This window comes from Paenibacillus vortex V453, assembly GCF_000193415.1.
Lineage (GTDB): Bacteria > Bacillota > Bacilli > Paenibacillales > Paenibacillaceae > Paenibacillus_AQ > Paenibacillus_AQ glucanolyticus.
Genome location: NZ_ADHJ01000053.1, coordinates 22,066 through 37,161, shown reverse-complemented (window position 1 = coordinate 37,161; position 15,096 = coordinate 22,066). Strand labels below are relative to the sequence as shown.

Annotated in this window: 14 protein-coding genes and 1 riboswitch; of the genes, 10 read left to right on the top strand and 4 right to left on the bottom strand. The window is 49.9% G+C overall.

The annotated features are described in order from the left end of the window. Window positions 1–83: 83 nt before the first annotated feature. Window positions 84–1,226: a transglutaminase domain-containing protein gene (locus PVOR_RS26925; protein WP_006212723.1), complete on the top strand. Its 1,143-nt coding sequence runs from the start codon at window positions 84–86 to the stop codon at window positions 1,224–1,226. Window positions 1,227–1,292: 66 nt separating this feature from the next. Here PVOR_RS26925 and PVOR_RS26920 read toward each other — a convergent pair whose 3' ends face one another. Further along, the gene (locus tag PVOR_RS26920) at window positions 1,293–2,690 is read right to left on the bottom strand and encodes an amino acid permease (RefSeq protein ID WP_231888095.1); all 1,398 of its coding nucleotides are present in this window, start codon (window positions 2,688–2,690) and stop codon (window positions 1,293–1,295) included. A 172-nt stretch (window positions 2,691–2,862) separates the two neighbouring features. Continuing rightward, window positions 2,863–3,042: riboswitch (Lysine riboswitch) on the bottom strand. 115 nt (window positions 3,043–3,157) lie between these two features. Then, on the bottom strand, window positions 3,158–4,288 hold the full coding sequence (locus PVOR_RS26915) for a virulence factor (protein ID WP_006212721.1): 1,131 nt from the start codon (window positions 4,286–4,288) through the stop codon (window positions 3,158–3,160). A 356-nt stretch (window positions 4,289–4,644) separates the two neighbouring features. On the opposite strand from PVOR_RS26915, the gene PVOR_RS26910 reads away from it, so the two are divergent. The 5 genes from PVOR_RS26910 to PVOR_RS26895 all read left to right on the top strand — a co-directional run bounded on the left by PVOR_RS26910 (window position 4,645) and on the right by PVOR_RS26895 (window position 10,093). Further along, the gene (locus PVOR_RS26910) at window positions 4,645–5,997 is read left to right on the top strand and encodes a cytochrome ubiquinol oxidase subunit I (protein WP_006212719.1); all 1,353 of its coding nucleotides are present in this window, start codon (window positions 4,645–4,647) and stop codon (window positions 5,995–5,997) included. Beyond that, window positions 5,994–7,025 (top strand): cytochrome d ubiquinol oxidase subunit II, encoded by a 1,032-nt coding sequence (locus PVOR_RS26905; protein ID WP_006212718.1) that lies wholly within the window; start codon window positions 5,994–5,996, stop codon window positions 7,023–7,025. Before PVOR_RS26910 ends, PVOR_RS26905 begins: the two co-directional genes overlap by 4 nt. 5 nt (window positions 7,026–7,030) lie before the next feature. Continuing rightward, window positions 7,031–7,132, top strand: coding sequence for a cytochrome bd oxidase small subunit CydS (cydS, locus tag PVOR_RS33130; protein WP_006212717.1), 102 nt, complete (start codon window positions 7,031–7,033; stop codon window positions 7,130–7,132). Window positions 7,133–7,254: 122 nt separating this feature from the next. Continuing rightward, window positions 7,255–8,286, top strand: a complete 1,032-nt coding sequence (locus PVOR_RS26900) for an MBL fold metallo-hydrolase (RefSeq protein WP_006212716.1) — start codon at window positions 7,255–7,257, stop codon at window positions 8,284–8,286. A 181-nt stretch (window positions 8,287–8,467) separates the two neighbouring features. Next, window positions 8,468–10,093, top strand: coding sequence for an ABC-F family ATP-binding cassette domain-containing protein (locus tag PVOR_RS26895; protein ID WP_006212715.1), 1,626 nt, complete (start codon window positions 8,468–8,470; stop codon window positions 10,091–10,093). A 130-nt stretch (window positions 10,094–10,223) separates the two neighbouring features. Here PVOR_RS26895 and PVOR_RS26890 read toward each other — a convergent pair whose 3' ends face one another. After that, the gene (locus PVOR_RS26890) at window positions 10,224–10,412 is read right to left on the bottom strand and encodes a hypothetical protein (protein WP_006212714.1); all 189 of its coding nucleotides are present in this window, start codon (window positions 10,410–10,412) and stop codon (window positions 10,224–10,226) included. Window positions 10,413–10,635: 223 nt separating this feature from the next. Between PVOR_RS26890 and PVOR_RS26885 the strand changes: the two genes are divergently transcribed. Then, window positions 10,636–11,514: a cation diffusion facilitator family transporter gene (locus tag PVOR_RS26885; protein WP_006212713.1), complete on the top strand. Its 879-nt coding sequence runs from the start codon at window positions 10,636–10,638 to the stop codon at window positions 11,512–11,514. Between the two features lie 108 nt (window positions 11,515–11,622). Here PVOR_RS26885 and PVOR_RS26880 read toward each other — a convergent pair whose 3' ends face one another. Next, complete coding sequence (locus PVOR_RS26880; protein ID WP_006212712.1) at window positions 11,623–11,967, bottom strand: hypothetical protein; 345 nt, start codon at window positions 11,965–11,967, stop codon at window positions 11,623–11,625. Between the two features lie 186 nt (window positions 11,968–12,153). Between PVOR_RS26880 and PVOR_RS26875 the strand changes: the two genes are divergently transcribed. From PVOR_RS26875 to PVOR_RS26865, 3 genes are all read left to right on the top strand, one after another. Beyond that, window positions 12,154–12,732 (top strand): hypothetical protein, encoded by a 579-nt coding sequence (locus PVOR_RS26875; RefSeq protein WP_006212711.1) that lies wholly within the window; start codon window positions 12,154–12,156, stop codon window positions 12,730–12,732. 259 nt (window positions 12,733–12,991) lie between these two features. Beyond that, window positions 12,992–13,441, top strand: coding sequence for a MarR family transcriptional regulator (locus PVOR_RS26870; protein ID WP_006212710.1), 450 nt, complete (start codon window positions 12,992–12,994; stop codon window positions 13,439–13,441). Window positions 13,442–13,495: 54 nt separating this feature from the next. After that, window positions 13,496–15,001 carry a DHA2 family efflux MFS transporter permease subunit gene (locus tag PVOR_RS26865; protein ID WP_006212709.1) on the top strand — a complete coding sequence of 502 codons (1,506 nt, stop codon included), beginning with the start codon at window positions 13,496–13,498 and terminating at the stop codon, window positions 14,999–15,001. The last annotated feature ends 95 nt before the right edge of the window (window positions 15,002–15,096 follow it).

Here is a 15,096-nt window from a genome sequence, read left to right as displayed (position 1 = left end):
CAAAACTAGAACCCTTAAGCCCTGATGTTATGTGTTACAATGGTGGTGCATACGGATGAGGAAGATGAAGGGCGGGTGTACCGATGAAACGAAGCCGAGGAACGATAGTTAAATTACTGTTCATAGGGACTTTGGCGGTAACCGTTGCAGCAGTACCAGAGCCGGCTAACCTCAGTGATGTCTATGCTACTTCCAACAAAGCGGTCGTGAAGTCGGTCAGTGCCATTCAGCAGAAGCTGTTAACCGCGATGAGCGACAGGCAGTCAACGGTTCGTTTTGTTTATCAGGGAGAGACCAAATCACTGAAATCACAGCTTAAAGATGCACTCGATCAGGCGATGGCCAGTGATCCGTATATTCACTACACCATCGCAAGCTATAGCTACGACTATCGTGGAACATCCAGTTCCGCCAATGTTACGGTCCGGTTGAGTTACCGCGAGACTGCGGAACAGACGGACTATGTTAATCAGCATACCGACAGCATATTGAAGCGTATCATCAAGCCGGACATGAACGATCATGAGAAGGTGAAGGCCATCCATGATTGGGTCGTCCGCAACTTGAAATATGATACAACGCTCACGAAATATACGGCCTATGATGGGCTCTATACCGGCAGCACGGTATGCCAGGGCTATTCCCTGTTAACCCATAAGCTGCTGAGGGAAGCAGGAATTCAGAACAAAATTCTGGAAGGCACAGCTTATGCCTCTGACAATCCCAAGGGTCAGCTTCATGCCTGGAACCTGGTTCTGCTGGACGGCAAATGGTACCATCTGGACACAACGTGGAACGATCCGGTGCCGGATCGGGAGAATGAGGTGTCTTATACGTACTATCTCCGGACCGATGAACAGATGAGCCGCGATCATACCTGGGTGAAATCCTACCCGAAGGCGGATACGCTCTATCGCAGCACGCTGGCCGGGCTGGCCGTAAAGGATCGTGCGAAGGCAGGGGTATACGAAGAAATCAAGCGGGATTTGGAGTATCAGCTGTATGATACCCGTTCCATTGTCAGTTCCTATAAGCAGCTGGAGCCGCTGGTTAAGGCGGCCAAGGCTAAAGGCGGCCAAAAGCTCGTATTCCGGTTTGAAGGCAGCGAGCGTGAGCTTGTGAATGTGCTCCAGCAATTGCAGTTGAAGAGCAGTCTCGGCTCCATCAAATACTATCATAATGCTTTTGAAGATACGGATGATCTGAGAGTTCAAATCATATGGTAGTGCGATCACTAAAAAAAGGCTTCCCTCCTCATTGAAGGAGGGAAGCCTTTTTGTGCATATCTGGCTTTAGTTATTATTGACGTTCGTGCTTAAATCGCACTCATTCAAAGGCACAACCCGGCTTTTCTTAACGAACCGGTAGCCGAACCAGATGGAGAGGAACAGCGGAACGCTCACATACGTAGCAATGATTGTTAACCAGTCGATCTCACCGCTGAAATTACCTTGGCCAATGATGGCGACAAGGCAGAGCAGGAAAGCGAAGATGGGACCGAAGGGGAACCAACGCGCACGGAATGGCAGATCCTTCAGGTCTTTTCCTTGGGCAACGTAGGCCTTGCGGAAGCGATAATGGCTTACCGCGATAGCCAGCCAGTTGATAAACCCGCACATGCCGGATGCATTCAGCAGCCACACATACACAACACCATCGCCGAAGAAGGAGGCCAGGAAGGCCAGCATGCCAACTGCGGAGGTTACGATCAGAGCCGCTACGGGAACGCCGCGGCTGTTCAGGCGGCTGAGCCATTTCGGAGCCATTCCCTGCTTCGCCATCGCATACAGGACACGAGTTGAGGCATACATCCCCGAGTTGCCGGCAGACAGCACGGAGCTTAGAATGACCGCGTTCATAACCGATGCGGCAAAGGCCAGACCGGCCTTCTCAAACACCAAAGTGAATGGGCTGACCCCGATATTATCCACACCGGATTGAAGCAAGCTTGGATGAGTGTAAGGGATCAGCATGCCGATGACAAAAATAGCAAAGATGTAGAAAATCAGAATGCGCCAGAACACCTGGCGAATGGCCTTGGGCACATGCTTTCGCGGATTTTCACTTTCACCGGCGGCGACCCCGATCAGCTCGGTCCCCTGGAAGGAGAAGCCTGCAGCCATGAAGACCCCGACCAGTGCAAAGAATCCGCCGTGCACGGGCCCGTCGCCCAGGCTGAAGTTGGTGAAACCAACCGCTTCACCGCCAAGTATGCCGAAGATCATCATGACTCCGATGATAAGGAAGATAATGACGGTTGCCACTTTAATGATCGCAAACCAATATTCCGATTCGCCGTACCCTTTGGCGGACAGAAAGTTCAGGCCGAACATGATTGCGAGGAACAACAGACTCCATACAAACGAAGGGCTGTCCGGGAACCAAAATTTAATAATCACCGTTGCGGCCGCGAGCTCGGCGGCAATGGTCACGGCCCAGTTGTACCAGAAGTTCCAGCCGACGGCAAATCCGAAGGCAGGGCTGACAAACCGGGAGGCATAGGTGCTGAATGAGCCGGAATCCGGAAGATAGGTGGCCAGCTCGCCCAGGCTGGTCATCAGGAAATAGACCATAAGGCCAACGGCAGCATAAGCGATAAGCGCTCCGCCCGGGCCGGCAGAGGAAATGGCGGTTCCGCTTGCCAGGAACAGGCCTGTTCCGATCGAGCCGCCAAGCGCGATCATGGTCATATGGCGTGCTTTAAAGCTCGGCTTCAGCGAAGCAGCAGGGGCTTTTTTGCGATTCAAGGTCGAACACTCCTTCTATACACTAAGAAATAAAATTTGAAATCTATGCTCTGCCAGAAAAAAAGACCACAGGTCCTATACCTGCGGTCTTTATCGTATCCGCATCATTACCCTCCATGAAGATAGCACAACACGGGGAGTTCCCCGTGACAGTTCCGTTTCTTTCGACAACGGTCCCAGCACAGGATACAAGAGCATACCCTGCACTTCGGCAGACATGCCTTTCACTGTGCTTCACCGGCTTCTCTTCGCCTCGGCACAACTACTGATCATGTCTGCAACCTCTACCTCATCTTGGAATGATGAGGCTATCTGTATATTCAATTCTAGCAAGAGATTCCTAGTATAAATCACATCATTCGCTAGAAGCAATGGTTAATTTTGACGGTTCGCGGTTGACTCCTGTGCGATTAGGATTGATTCCGCTTGGCCATTTGCTGCCAGACGGTTCCGGCGGCTTCTTCACCGGATTCGATGCGTTCCAGTGCCATGCGGGCCTGAAGGCTAACCTCAAACTCCGGATCGTCCGCAGCTTCTTCAAGAGCGGAACGGGCTTCCTCGGTCCCCACTTCATACAGGAAGCGTGCAGCACGCCAACGAACAATCTTGCTGCTGTCCTTCAGCGTTTCGATCATGACCGGGGTAGCGGCAGCATCACCGATATCGGACAGCGTATCCCCGGCGGTACGGCGCACGGCTGGCGTTTCGTCGCGCATCGCTTCATATAAGAGCTCCATCGCTTCAGGTGAGCGAAGATCGCCCAAGTACACAACAACGAGCCGGCGAATCTGCATCTTCGGATCCTGAAGCGCTTTGCGAAGCAGCGGGATGTGTTTCTCGGTAGGCTCCAGTACATCCAGCGCGGCATAGCGGACGCGCCAGTCTTCGTCCTGCAGCGCAGCTTCCATTTCTTCGTCTGTCAGCTTCCGGCGCTGCTCGACGAAGTCCTCATCGCTTGCACCATGGGCAATGGCCTGAGCGACAACCTTATCCAGCCGCTCCTGCGGGAATGCAGCCTCAAGCTCCTGCTCGACGTCACGGGCAATGTCGGCAAGCTGTCCGTAGCGAACGCCGTATTCCTTCAGTTTGCGTTCCTTGATAAGCGATGCGGTTCCCACGGCAGTTACCGCTTGGGAGAAGCGCTCGGACAGGCCGATACGTTCTTCCTGGTTACCGCCCTTTACACGAATTTGCATCGGAATATTCCGGAAATACTGCACGAATACTTGAGCTTCGCCGAAGGCGAAGTCCTCATCGGCTTCTTTTAATCCGGCAGCAAGTCCCTCCTGGCCGAATATTTCCTGAACAGCGCCCAGAATGGAAGGCCAATCGGCATTGCCTTTACGGTCCAGCGCGATGAAATCGAGGGTATGGAACACGCTCTTCACACCCGGAATGTGCAGCAATTGCTTGATCCAGGGGGGAGCCGAACGTTCGTTATCTACTGTATATGTTCTGCGTATCCCGGCTTCCAGCGTTTCATCGAGATGAAGCATCATGGAGTTCGGGCTCGGGGTTGGTTCAATGAATGTAATTTTCATGGTATGGTATCGCCTCCTTATCTTCTTATTGTACCTCTTTTCCCAGCAGGAAAAAACATCATGCAGCGGTTTCAAACAAAATGAACGGACTTTGGATAAAAAGAGGAAAGGTTTGTCAAACTGATAAGGGTGGCTGTATTCCATTCCTATTTTCAAAGAGTAACCGCTGCGAAGAATAGCACCCTTGCAGAGGGCTGTCATACATAAGGAGGCTGGCGTACGCATGTACAGGAATCAGGAGAGAAGGCTTGCGCTTCTATGCTTTATCGTTGCGGCCATTATGCTGTACGGCGCGGTGAAAGGATATTTGCGCTACATGAAATATTTTGGATAAAAGAACCCAAGGAGTGAACCTGATGTCTTCACTGGATCCAGTACTGATGAGCCGGATATTAACCGGTCTGACCCTGTTTGTACATATTGTTCTGGCAACCATCGGGGTAGGAATTCCGATCATGCTGGCCCTGGCGGAGTGGAGGGGGATCCGGACGGGAGACAATTACTATACATTGCTCGCCAGGCGGTGGGCGCGGGGGTATGTCATTACCGTGGCGGTCGGCGTTGTGACAGGTACCGCGATCGGTCTGCAGCTAAGCCTGCTGTGGCCTACGTTTATGCGTGTTGCCGGTAAGGCCATTGCACTGCCGCTATTTTTGGAAACCTTTGCTTTTTTTGTGGAGGCTATCTTTCTAGGCATATATCTGTACACGTGGGATCGCTTCAAGAACAAGTGGACCCATCTGATGCTGCTGATCCCTGTAGCAATTGGCGCTTCGGGTTCGGCGTTCTTCATTACCAGCATGAACGCTTTTATGAACCAGCCGCAGGGCTTTGAACTGGTGAACGGTGTATTCACGAATGTAAACCCGTTCGTAGCCATGTTCAATCCGGCGACACCAACCAAGGTAAGTCATGTACTGGCTTCTGCGTATACCACCAGCGCTGCGGCATTGGCGAGTATAGCGGCCTTCAGCCTTCTGCGGGGGAGCAAACATATTTATTTTAAAAAAGCGCTGAAACTGACGGTGGTGTCCACCTTTGTTTTTGCTGTAGCGACGGTGATGATCGGGGATTTCTCCGGCAAGTTTCTGGCGAAATACCAGCCGGAGAAGCTGGCGGCGGCCGAGTGGCATTTTGAGACGATGACCGAGGCTCCGCTTATTTACGGCGGTTTCCTCGATGAGAACAATGAGATTAAGTATGCACTGGAGATTCCTTATGCGCTTAGCATATTAGCCGGGAATAGTCCCAGCACGGAGGTCATCGGGTTGAATGAATTTCCGGAGAATGAAAGACCGCCCCTGTCGGTCCACTATTTTTTTGATTTGAAGGTGACAAGCGGCGCGGTGATCGTTCTCATACCGCTCTTGTATATGTTCCGCAAGAAACTTCCTGGCAAAAAGCCTTATCCAAAATGGCTGCTGCTCAGTATATTGGCTTTAGGGCCTCTCTCAATGACAGCCATATGGCTGGGCTGGTTCCTTGCCGAGATTGGAAGGCAGCCATGGATCTTACGCGGATATATGAAGGTATCGGATGCGGCGACGACTTCTTCCAGCGTCGGCTGGATGCTGGTGCTGTTTATCGTCCTGTATCTGGTGCTCTCCATTTCCGCGATCCGGGTGCTTAGCCAATTGTTCCGCAATAAGAGTGCTGAAGAGGAAATCCGGCAGCTGGGACTTGAACTCGAAGGGGGAGACCGCAAATGAGCTATGCCATGGTGGCAATAACCGTCCTGTGGACGTTCCTGTTTGGCTATTTGCTGGTTGCCTCGATTGATTTCGGTGCCGGATTTTTCAGCTTTTACAGTGTTCTTACCGGACATGAGAACAAGATTCATAACATCATTCAGCGGTACTTATCCCCCGTGTGGGAAGTGACCAACGTGTTCCTGATCTTTTTTGTGGTCGGTCTTGTCGGTTTCTTTCCGGATGCGGCGTACTATTATGGAACCGCTCTGCTCGTACCGGGCAGCCTTGCGCTTGTGCTGCTGGCGATTCGGGGCGCTTATTACGCCTATCATACGTATGGCACCCAGATCGGGAACAACATCGTACACATGGGGTTATACGGAGCAACGGGCCTCCTCATTCCTGCTGCGCTGTCCACGATACTAGCCATCTCGGAAGGCGGCATTATCTATGTGGACAACGGGAAGGTGGAGCTGCACTGGTATGCATTCTTTACGAACCCGTACACGTGGTCGGTTATCCTGCTCGCTCTTGTCAGTGTTCTGTATATCTCGGCGATGTTCTTGTCCTATTACGCGCAGCGCGCGGGGGATGAGGTGGCATTCGGCGTGGTCCGGGGATATGCGCTGGGCTGGAGCGGACCGACCATCCTCGCTTCGGTTTTCGCGTTTTTCCAGATCAACCATCAGAATCCTGTCCATTTTCAAAACATGCTGGATATCGCCTGGATGTTTATCGCATCGTTTATCTGCTTCGTGATTGCGGTCTATCTTGTGTGGAAACGTACCCGTCTCGGCATCGCTTTTATCATGGTTATGTTCCAATTTGCGTTTGCCTGGTATGGCTATGGCCGCTCCCATCTGCCGTACATTCTCTATGATTACATTCATATTCATGAGAGCATTACGAACGACGCCATGGCGATCGCTTTGATTACCGCGTTCATCCTTGGCTTCTGCGTGCTGGTTCCTTCGCTGATCCTGCTGATGCGGCTGTTTCTGTTCGACGCCAACTACATTCGGGGCAAGTCCGCCAAGAAAGGGTGAGCGAAGTGGAGGATTTCAGCATTTTTGTCGCACCGATGCTAACCGTTCTGGCTGCTGTAGCCTTTCTGGCGATCTATGTTGTAAAGTACAAGGATCCTTCGGATTGAAGCTATATACTCAAAGGGATTGTTTCGCAAATAATCATTCGGTGTAAAAAGAACAACAAGCGTAAAGTTGAGCGGATAGGTCATTACAGGTTAAAATATGGGTAATGGAAGGAGGAGGCTGCATGCCAAAGATTCGCTATAACAATATCGATAACGTCAGCACAGACAAAACACTGAAACAGTTCAAGCAGTGGCGCGACGAACGTCGTCAGAAGAAGAAGGATTATTCCTACTGCATTCCGAACCTGACGCCGGATCTTCAGTATTTGCATAGCAACCGGCACGAAACCTCCGTTACCTGGATCGGGCACGCCACGTTCTTCATCCAATATGAAGGCATGAATATCGTTACTGATCCCGTATGGGCGCGGAGAATGGGTTTTAACAAGCGCCTTGGAGAACCTGGACTTCCCATTCATGAGATTCCCCCAATCGATGTTATTTTGATCTCGCATTCTCACTATGACCATATGCATATTGCTTCGATCCGCAAGCTGTATCGTGCGGATACGACCATTATTGTGCCAATTGGTCTGCGTCGCAAAATGATGAATAAGGGCTTCCGCCGTGTCATCGAGCTGAAATGGTGGGAATCCACGACCATCAGGGACGTGAAATTCTCATTTGTGCCAACTCAGCACTGGACACGGCGCACGCCGTTTGACACGAACACATCCCACTGGGGAGGATTCGTGATGGAGCCTGTTTTGCAGGACGCGAAGATCGACCCGGATCCTTCTGATGAATCCTCATGTGAAGTCGGGGGTGCTGCCGAGGCCAATACCCGCTTGCTTCCGCCGAATGTATATTTTGCCGGAGACAGCGGATACTTCGAGGGCTTCAAGCTGATTGGCGAGCGGTTCAACATCCACCTTGCTCTGATGCCGATCGGGGCCTATGAGCCGGAATGGTTCATGACGTCACAGCATGTCAATCCGGAAGAGGCGCTGCAGGCGTTTATGGATGTGAAAGCGGAGACGATGATTCCGATGCATTACGGTACGTTTAAGCTAGCTGACGATACAGCCAGAGAAGCGCTGGACCGGATGGAAGCGGAACGCCAGCGGCTCGGTATCGCCAAGGAGAGAATTTGCGTATTGAAGTACGGAGAAACCTTCAAGGTTCAGCCTGAATGCCGCAGTGCACAATCTTAATCACTTTAAATTTTAATAGGATGAACCATATAGGCCTCCTGTGTGCTTGCCAAGAGAAATTGGTGGGAGCAGGAGGTTATATTTGTTTAAAACCGTTTTATATCGTGCAGAAGCTTCGATAACCGCCGGACTTATGCTATAATGTGCTGAAACCAATAGTGATAAAGGATGGTAATGCTTAATGATCAGTACAAGCGGCGTAACGCTCCGCTATGGCAAACGAGCACTATTTGAAGATGTCAATATAAAATTCACCCCGGGCAACTGCTACGGCCTCATCGGCGCAAACGGGGCGGGTAAGTCTACATTCTTAAAAATCCTCTCCGGTGAGATTGAGCCAAACCAAGGCGAGGTTCATATGACACCGAATGAACGGATGGCGGTTCTGAAGCAGAACCACTATGAATATGACCAGTATCCAGTTCTGGAGACGGTTATCATGGGCCATGCACGTCTGTACCACATCATGAAAGAGAAGGATGCGCTCTATGCAAAATCCGATTTCTCCGAAGCAGACGGTATGCGTGCGGGTGAGCTGGAAGGCGAATTCGCAGAGTTGAACGGTTGGGATGCAGAGCCGGATGCGGCGGCGCTCCTGATTGGTCTCGGTATTCCGCGCGAGCTGCATGATAAGAAAATGGCAGAGCTGAGCGGCAATGAGAAGGTACGCGTTCTCTTGGCGCAGGCCTTGTTTGGCCGCCCGCACAACCTGCTGCTGGATGAGCCTACCAACCACTTGGACCTGGAATCGATTCAGTGGCTCGAGAACTTCCTTATGGATTACGAAGGCACCGTTATCGTGGTGTCCCATGACCGTCACTTCCTGAACAAGGTATGTACGCATATTGCGGATATCGACTTTGGTAAAATCCAGCTGTATGTCGGCAACTACGACTTCTGGTACGAATCCAGTAAGCTGGCTCTTGAACTTCAACGCGATGCCAACAAGAAAAAGGAAGAGAAGATCAAGGAATTGCAGGCGTTTATCCAACGCTTCTCCGCGAATGCTTCCAAATCGAAGCAGGCGACTTCCCGTAAGAAACAGCTTGATAAAATCACGCTGGAGGATCTTCGTCCTTCGAACCGGAAATATCCGTTTCTCCACTTCAAGCCTGAACGCGAAGCTGGTAAACAATTGCTCACGGTGGATGGCATTACGAAGTCCCTGGATGGCGAGAAGGTTCTGGATAACATCAGCTTTGTTGTGAACAAAGGCGACAAAATCGCATTTGTTGGACCAAACGGGATGCCGAAATCAACGCTGTTCCAGGTCATTACAGGTGAAACTGAGGCAGATGCGGGCGAATACAGCTGGGGAGTTACAACTACCCAAGCTTATTTCCCGAAAGACAACTCCGCTTATTTCGACGGCGTGGATATCAATCTTGTGGAATGGCTGCGCCAATACTCCAAAGACCAGGATGAAACATTCCTGCGGGGGTTCCTGGGCCGCATGCTGTTCTCCGGTGAGGAAGCGCTGAAGAAGGCAAGCGTATTGTCCGGGGGCGAGAAGGTTCGCTGCATGCTGGCAAAAATGATGCTGAACGGTGCAAACGTGCTGATATTCGACGAGCCGACGAACCACTTGGATTTGGAATCCATTACGGCACTCAACAATGGCCTGATCGATTTCGATGGAACGATTCTGTTCACCTCGCATGACCATCAGTTCATTCAGACGATTGCGAACCGGATCATTGAGATTACGCCGAATGGCGTAATTGACCGCAGCATGAGTTATGACGAGTATCTGGAGAGCGAAGAGGTTAAGGGTCTTCGTGAAAGCATGTACCCGGTTGAAGCATAAGGTTACAATTAACAGATGGCGGGGAAGATGATGGTTAACAGCTTTCATCCTCACCGCTCCAATAAAAAATGCTGCACCTCGGATAAGTTGGAGGTACAGCATTTTTTTTCGCGTCTGTAGGGCTTTGGCTCTACGAACCGCCAGTACGACGACGCTGGTTGTTTGGTTTTTTGTTGTTTTGACTTTTCATTTTTTGCGCAGATCCAGCCTGGAATTGTCCCGGCTTATTGGCGGCTGAATTTTGCTGTTTCTTCTGCTCCAGCTTTTGCTTGATGGCATCAGCCAAATTCACTTTACGTGACTCATTATTCTCGGGCATAGTATCACCCTCCTCTTCGTGTTCGCTTGTCCTCATTTTATTCGTTTTTAAAACGCCCGGCAAGGGTAACAATGATTAATATCATTTTCTACGTCCACTGAAGGATTGGACGAAAGCCATCATGTTTCTTTTGGACCCACACGAATTTCCGTTATTAGGATTAAATATGGATAATGATGGATATGCTTTAACCCTATAGGGAGCAGCAAAAGGAGAGACATGCATGGTAAATACCTATGACAACATCAAACAAGGTGAACGCGGGGCCTGGATCAGTATTGCGGCTTATCTCGTATTATCATCGTTTAAAATATTCAGCGGATATTTTTTTGCATCCAGTGCCCTGCTTGCGGACGGCTTCAATAACCTTACGGATATCGTGGCATCACTCGCTGTATTGATCGGACTGCGGATTTCCCAGAAACCGCCGGATTCCGATCATGCATACGGGCATTTAAGAGCGGAGACGATTGCAGCATTAATTGCCTCATTTATTATGGCGGTTGTCGGGATACAGGTGCTGGTTGAAGCCGTGCGTTCTTTTTTTGAGGGAGCTAAGGAAGTGCCGAATCTATGGTCTGCCGGCGTAGCGGGGATCAGCGCGATTGCGATGATTGGTGTCTACCGGTACAATCGGAACCTGGCCCGACGGATCGATAATCAGGCGCTCATGGCGGCGGCCAAGGATAATTTGTCGGATGCACTTGTCAGTGTGGGGGCAGCGGTCGGTATCATTGGCGCTCAATTCGGTTTGCCTTGGCTCGATACGGTAGCAGCAGTAGCCGTTGGTGTCATTATTTGCAAAACGGCATGGGAAATATTCAGGGATTGCACTTATAGTCTGACGGATGGCTTTGACGAGAATCGTTTATCAGACTTAAGGAGCACGATAGCCCGTACGCCCGGCGTTGAGGGTATCAAAGACATGAAGGCCCGAATTCACGGCAATCACGTGCTGGTGGATGTTGTCATCGAGGTGGACCCGGATATCAGCGTTTTGGAGGGGCATCGAATCAGTGACCGCATAGAAGAGCAGATGGAGAAGATTCACAATATCATGAGCGTTCACATCCATGTTGAGCCTAAAGCTTCGTCATCGTAGTCTGGTGGATAATAAGAGGTTATACAAATGGCAGGTCAAGATTTCTTGACCTGCCATTTAATATGCAAGGGATACTTGATGGATCAAGGAGCCCTTAATCATAGATGATTACTCTACATAAATCCAAGCCTTACCGAGCCATGTATAAACTTCGACCCATTCCCCGCCAAACACGACATCCTGTCGATTGCCGGTGGTGTCGATTTTTTGCGCACCCAAGGCGCCAAGCTTTTGGCCATTTGGAGCGTTATAGAAGTAAGTTCTTTCGGTCAGCTCAATCATAGGTGTAGGAACCAGTACAACTTCCTCAGGTTTGATAATCGGCTCTTCTACCGAGATGGGAGCAGGTGCGGTTGTGTCGGATACCGTTCCGCTGATCGGATCTGCGCTGGCTACGGCGGTCAGGGACAGGGTGAGTGCTAGGGCTGCAGTAATGCTTAGAGTTTTTTTCATGGAATAATTCCTCCTTGGGACCGAAGTATGATTTGACAATATCGTAATAACCACGATTTGGATGTTATGAACCAAGAAAGTTGGGAACATTTCTCAAATCGTGACAAGTTTCACGGATTCCTATATACTTTGGAGATGGGAGAAACCCTGTATTTACAGGGATATCCAATGGGAGGGGGACTATAGATGGTACGCCGAAAAAAAAGAGCCGGACGATTCCTATTGGGAATATTTATCCTGCTCCTTGTGATCATCGGTGCGGCGGTCTGGTTTGTTTATCCTACACAGTCTCTGGACATGCGTTATCGCTCCGTTGATTTCAAGGACAAGTTGATGACCATGGTATCGAACCGGGATACTCGTATGCTGCTGAGCACCGAGGAAGTCGGGGAATTGAGCAAAAAGAACATGGTAAAATATATAAGCACCCATAATCTGGGTGTTGAGATTACTGGGGCCGATTTCACGATGAACGGCACTACCATGACAGCCCATATGAACGGGAAATGGGGGATCGTTCCCTTTGGTGCCGTGCTTCGCTTTCAAATGTCTGCGGAGGGAAGCCATCTTTACTTGACTCATCAATCTACAACCATCCGGGGCGTTGAAGTACCGCAGAATCTGTTTCAACTGGAGCCCATTCAAGTTTCGCTGAAGGACTATTTACCGGATCTGGTAACAGTGAATAATGTTAAATTTCTATCCGATGGTCTGGAATTGAATTTCACGATGGATTGGATGTCCATTCCGTCGCTGTTTAAGTAAAGTTAGAGACTAGGCTTAAGACTCAAACAAGAAATCTTGTTTGAGTCTTTTTTTTTATGATGACCTATCATTCAATGTCATAATTTTCAGAAAAACATTATGGTAAAAATATATATGTAAAGATTGACACTGTGGAGATCGGCCACTATAATCAGTAATTGTTTAGAAATAAATGTTTTAGTACTAAAGTATTTAGAGGCGAAGGAGTGGGTGTCTCTATTGAAGGAGTGCTGGACCTTTAAAGGAGTGTAATGAATACATGTCCATGCGGAATGAAATTCTGGAGTTGGAGATGCTATTTAAGAAGATGGTTCGGACGGTTCATCATGAATGGCAGAAGGAGGGGTTTCCTAAAATAGGCAGAACCCAGTATGCCGCTTTGGAGAAACTTCATGAACTGGGGTCCTTGAGATTGTCGGACTTGGCGGATACCATTCATGTGACGTGCGGGGCAGTAACCGGCATATCCGATAAGCTGATTGAAGGCGGATTTGCGCGTCGAATAAGAGATACCGAGGATCGCCGAGTTGTCCATCTGGAAATTACGCCCCGCGGGCTGGATCTGATCGATCAATTGGCCAAGAAGCGCGCCGAACTGAGTCATTTGTTATACGGATTCTTATCCGACGAAGAGGTTAAGCAGCTTAACATCCTGTATCGCAAAATTATGGTGAATGTCGAACATATGCAAAGTCAGATGTCCACATAGAACAATACAGTTTATCACATGAACTTACTTAGAAAGAGAGAGTGAAACCTACACATGAGTACCTATACTGCTGTTCGCCCCGGCGAGCCCATTAAGAAAGGTCCCATCATTGCCGCATTGATGATTGGTGCATTTGTTGCGATTCTCAATCAGACATTGATGAATGTTGCTCTTCCGAGCATCATGGAAAATTTGAATATCAAACCGACGGTAGCCCAGTGGCTGACTACAGGCTTCATGCTGGTAAATGGGGTGCTGATTCCTGTTACCGCCTACCTGATCGCGCGTTTCTCGACAAGACAGCTGTTTATCAGTGCGATGACGCTGTTTACGATTGGCACCTTGCTGTGCGCCGTTAGCCCGAACTTTGCATTCCTGCTGACCGGACGTCTCGTTCAGGCAGCTGGCGCGGGCATACTGATGCCGCTTATGACCGTTGTATTTCTGAACATTTTCCCTATTGAGAACCGGGGGAAAGCGATGGGCATGATGGGGATCGCCATGATCTTTGCTCCTGCCATCGGGCCTACGCTCTCAGGATATATCGTGGAGCATTATGATTGGCGTGTGTTGTTCTACATGATATTGCCTTTCTCCATTATTGCAACGCTAATCGGGATCTTCTTCCTCAAAAATGTGACCGAGGTCAGCCGACCTAAGCTGGATATGCTCGCTGTCATTTTATCGACTCTTGGATTTGGCGGTCTGCTGTACGGCTTCAGTGATGCCGGGAATGACGGTTGGTCCAGCGCACCGGTTGTTACCACGCTGGTTGTCGGTGCGATCGCACTCATCCTGTTTGTATGGCGGGAGATGACCGTCGACAATCCGATGCTGGAGTTCCGTATTTTCAAGTACAACATGTTCTCGTTAACAACCTTGATCAATGTCATTGTTACGATGGCGATGTATGCGGGTATGATTCTGCTTCCGATCTATTTACAGCAGATCCGCGGGTTCACACCTGTAGAATCCGGGCTTCTTATGCTTCCCGGTGCTATTCTGATGGGAATCATGTCGCCGATTACGGGGGCGATATTTGACAAGATCGGCGCCAAATGGCTCGCTGTCATCGGTCTTGCCATTACGGTCATTACGACATGGGAGTTCAGCAATCTGACGGAGACGCTGTCTTACAACCACATTATGATCATCTACACGGCAAGAATGTTCGGGATGTCCATGCTCATGATGCCAATCCAGACGGCTGGACTCAACCAGCTGCCACGGAGCATGAACGCTCATGGCACCGCCATGTCGAATACGCTCCGCATGGTTTCCGGCTCGATCGGAACGGCGATTCTCGTTACCGTGATGTCTACCCAGGCACAGAGCAAGGGGGAAGCCTTGATGCAATCGGGACTGTTTGATCCGAAGAATCAGGCCGATCTGCTTAAGCTTGGAAACGAAGCAACCATTTATGGCATTAACTATGCCTTTGTCATTGCTACAGGTATCAGTGTGGTTTCCTTGATTCTGGCTTTCTTCATCAAGAAAACGAAGCCGGCGGATGAGCCAAAGACCTCCGGTAATCAGGAAGCCGCCGCAGCGACGCTGTAGTCCTTATTCCTATCAACTGCGCAGCAAAAAAAGGGTGTCCCAAGCCGTTTATCTACGGCAGGACACCCTTTTTTTTACATTTCCTCTGTGTATGT

Bases quoted from the DNA above. Each gene is read 5' to 3' on its own strand.
- PVOR_RS26870 (WP_006212710.1), top strand. From the start codon at position 12,992: ATGTCCATGCGGAATGAAATTCTGGAGTTGGAGATGCTATTTAAGAAG.
- PVOR_RS26875 (WP_006212711.1), top strand. From the start codon at position 12,154: ATGGTACGCCGAAAAAAAAGAGCCGGACGATTCCTATTGGGAATATTT.
- PVOR_RS26900 (WP_006212716.1), top strand. From the start codon at position 7,255: ATGCCAAAGATTCGCTATAACAATATCGATAACGTCAGCACAGACAAA.
- PVOR_RS26865 (WP_006212709.1), top strand. From the start codon at position 13,496: ATGAGTACCTATACTGCTGTTCGCCCCGGCGAGCCCATTAAGAAAGGT.
- PVOR_RS26920 (WP_231888095.1), bottom strand. From the start codon at position 2,690: ATGACCATGATCGCGCTTGGCGGCTCGATCGGAACAGGCCTGTTCCTG.
- PVOR_RS26910 (WP_006212719.1), top strand. From the start codon at position 4,645: ATGTCTTCACTGGATCCAGTACTGATGAGCCGGATATTAACCGGTCTG.
- PVOR_RS26905 (WP_006212718.1), top strand. From the start codon at position 5,994: ATGAGCTATGCCATGGTGGCAATAACCGTCCTGTGGACGTTCCTGTTT.
- PVOR_RS26925 (WP_006212723.1), top strand. From the start codon at position 84: ATGAAACGAAGCCGAGGAACGATAGTTAAATTACTGTTCATAGGGACT.
- PVOR_RS26915 (WP_006212721.1), bottom strand. From the start codon at position 4,288: ATGAAAATTACATTCATTGAACCAACCCCGAGCCCGAACTCCATGATG.
- PVOR_RS26890 (WP_006212714.1), bottom strand. From the start codon at position 10,412: ATGCCCGAGAATAATGAGTCACGTAAAGTGAATTTGGCTGATGCCATC.
- PVOR_RS26885 (WP_006212713.1), top strand. From the start codon at position 10,636: ATGGTAAATACCTATGACAACATCAAACAAGGTGAACGCGGGGCCTGG.
- PVOR_RS26895 (WP_006212715.1), top strand. From the start codon at position 8,468: ATGATCAGTACAAGCGGCGTAACGCTCCGCTATGGCAAACGAGCACTA.
- PVOR_RS26880 (WP_006212712.1), bottom strand. From the start codon at position 11,967: ATGAAAAAAACTCTAAGCATTACTGCAGCCCTAGCACTCACCCTGTCC.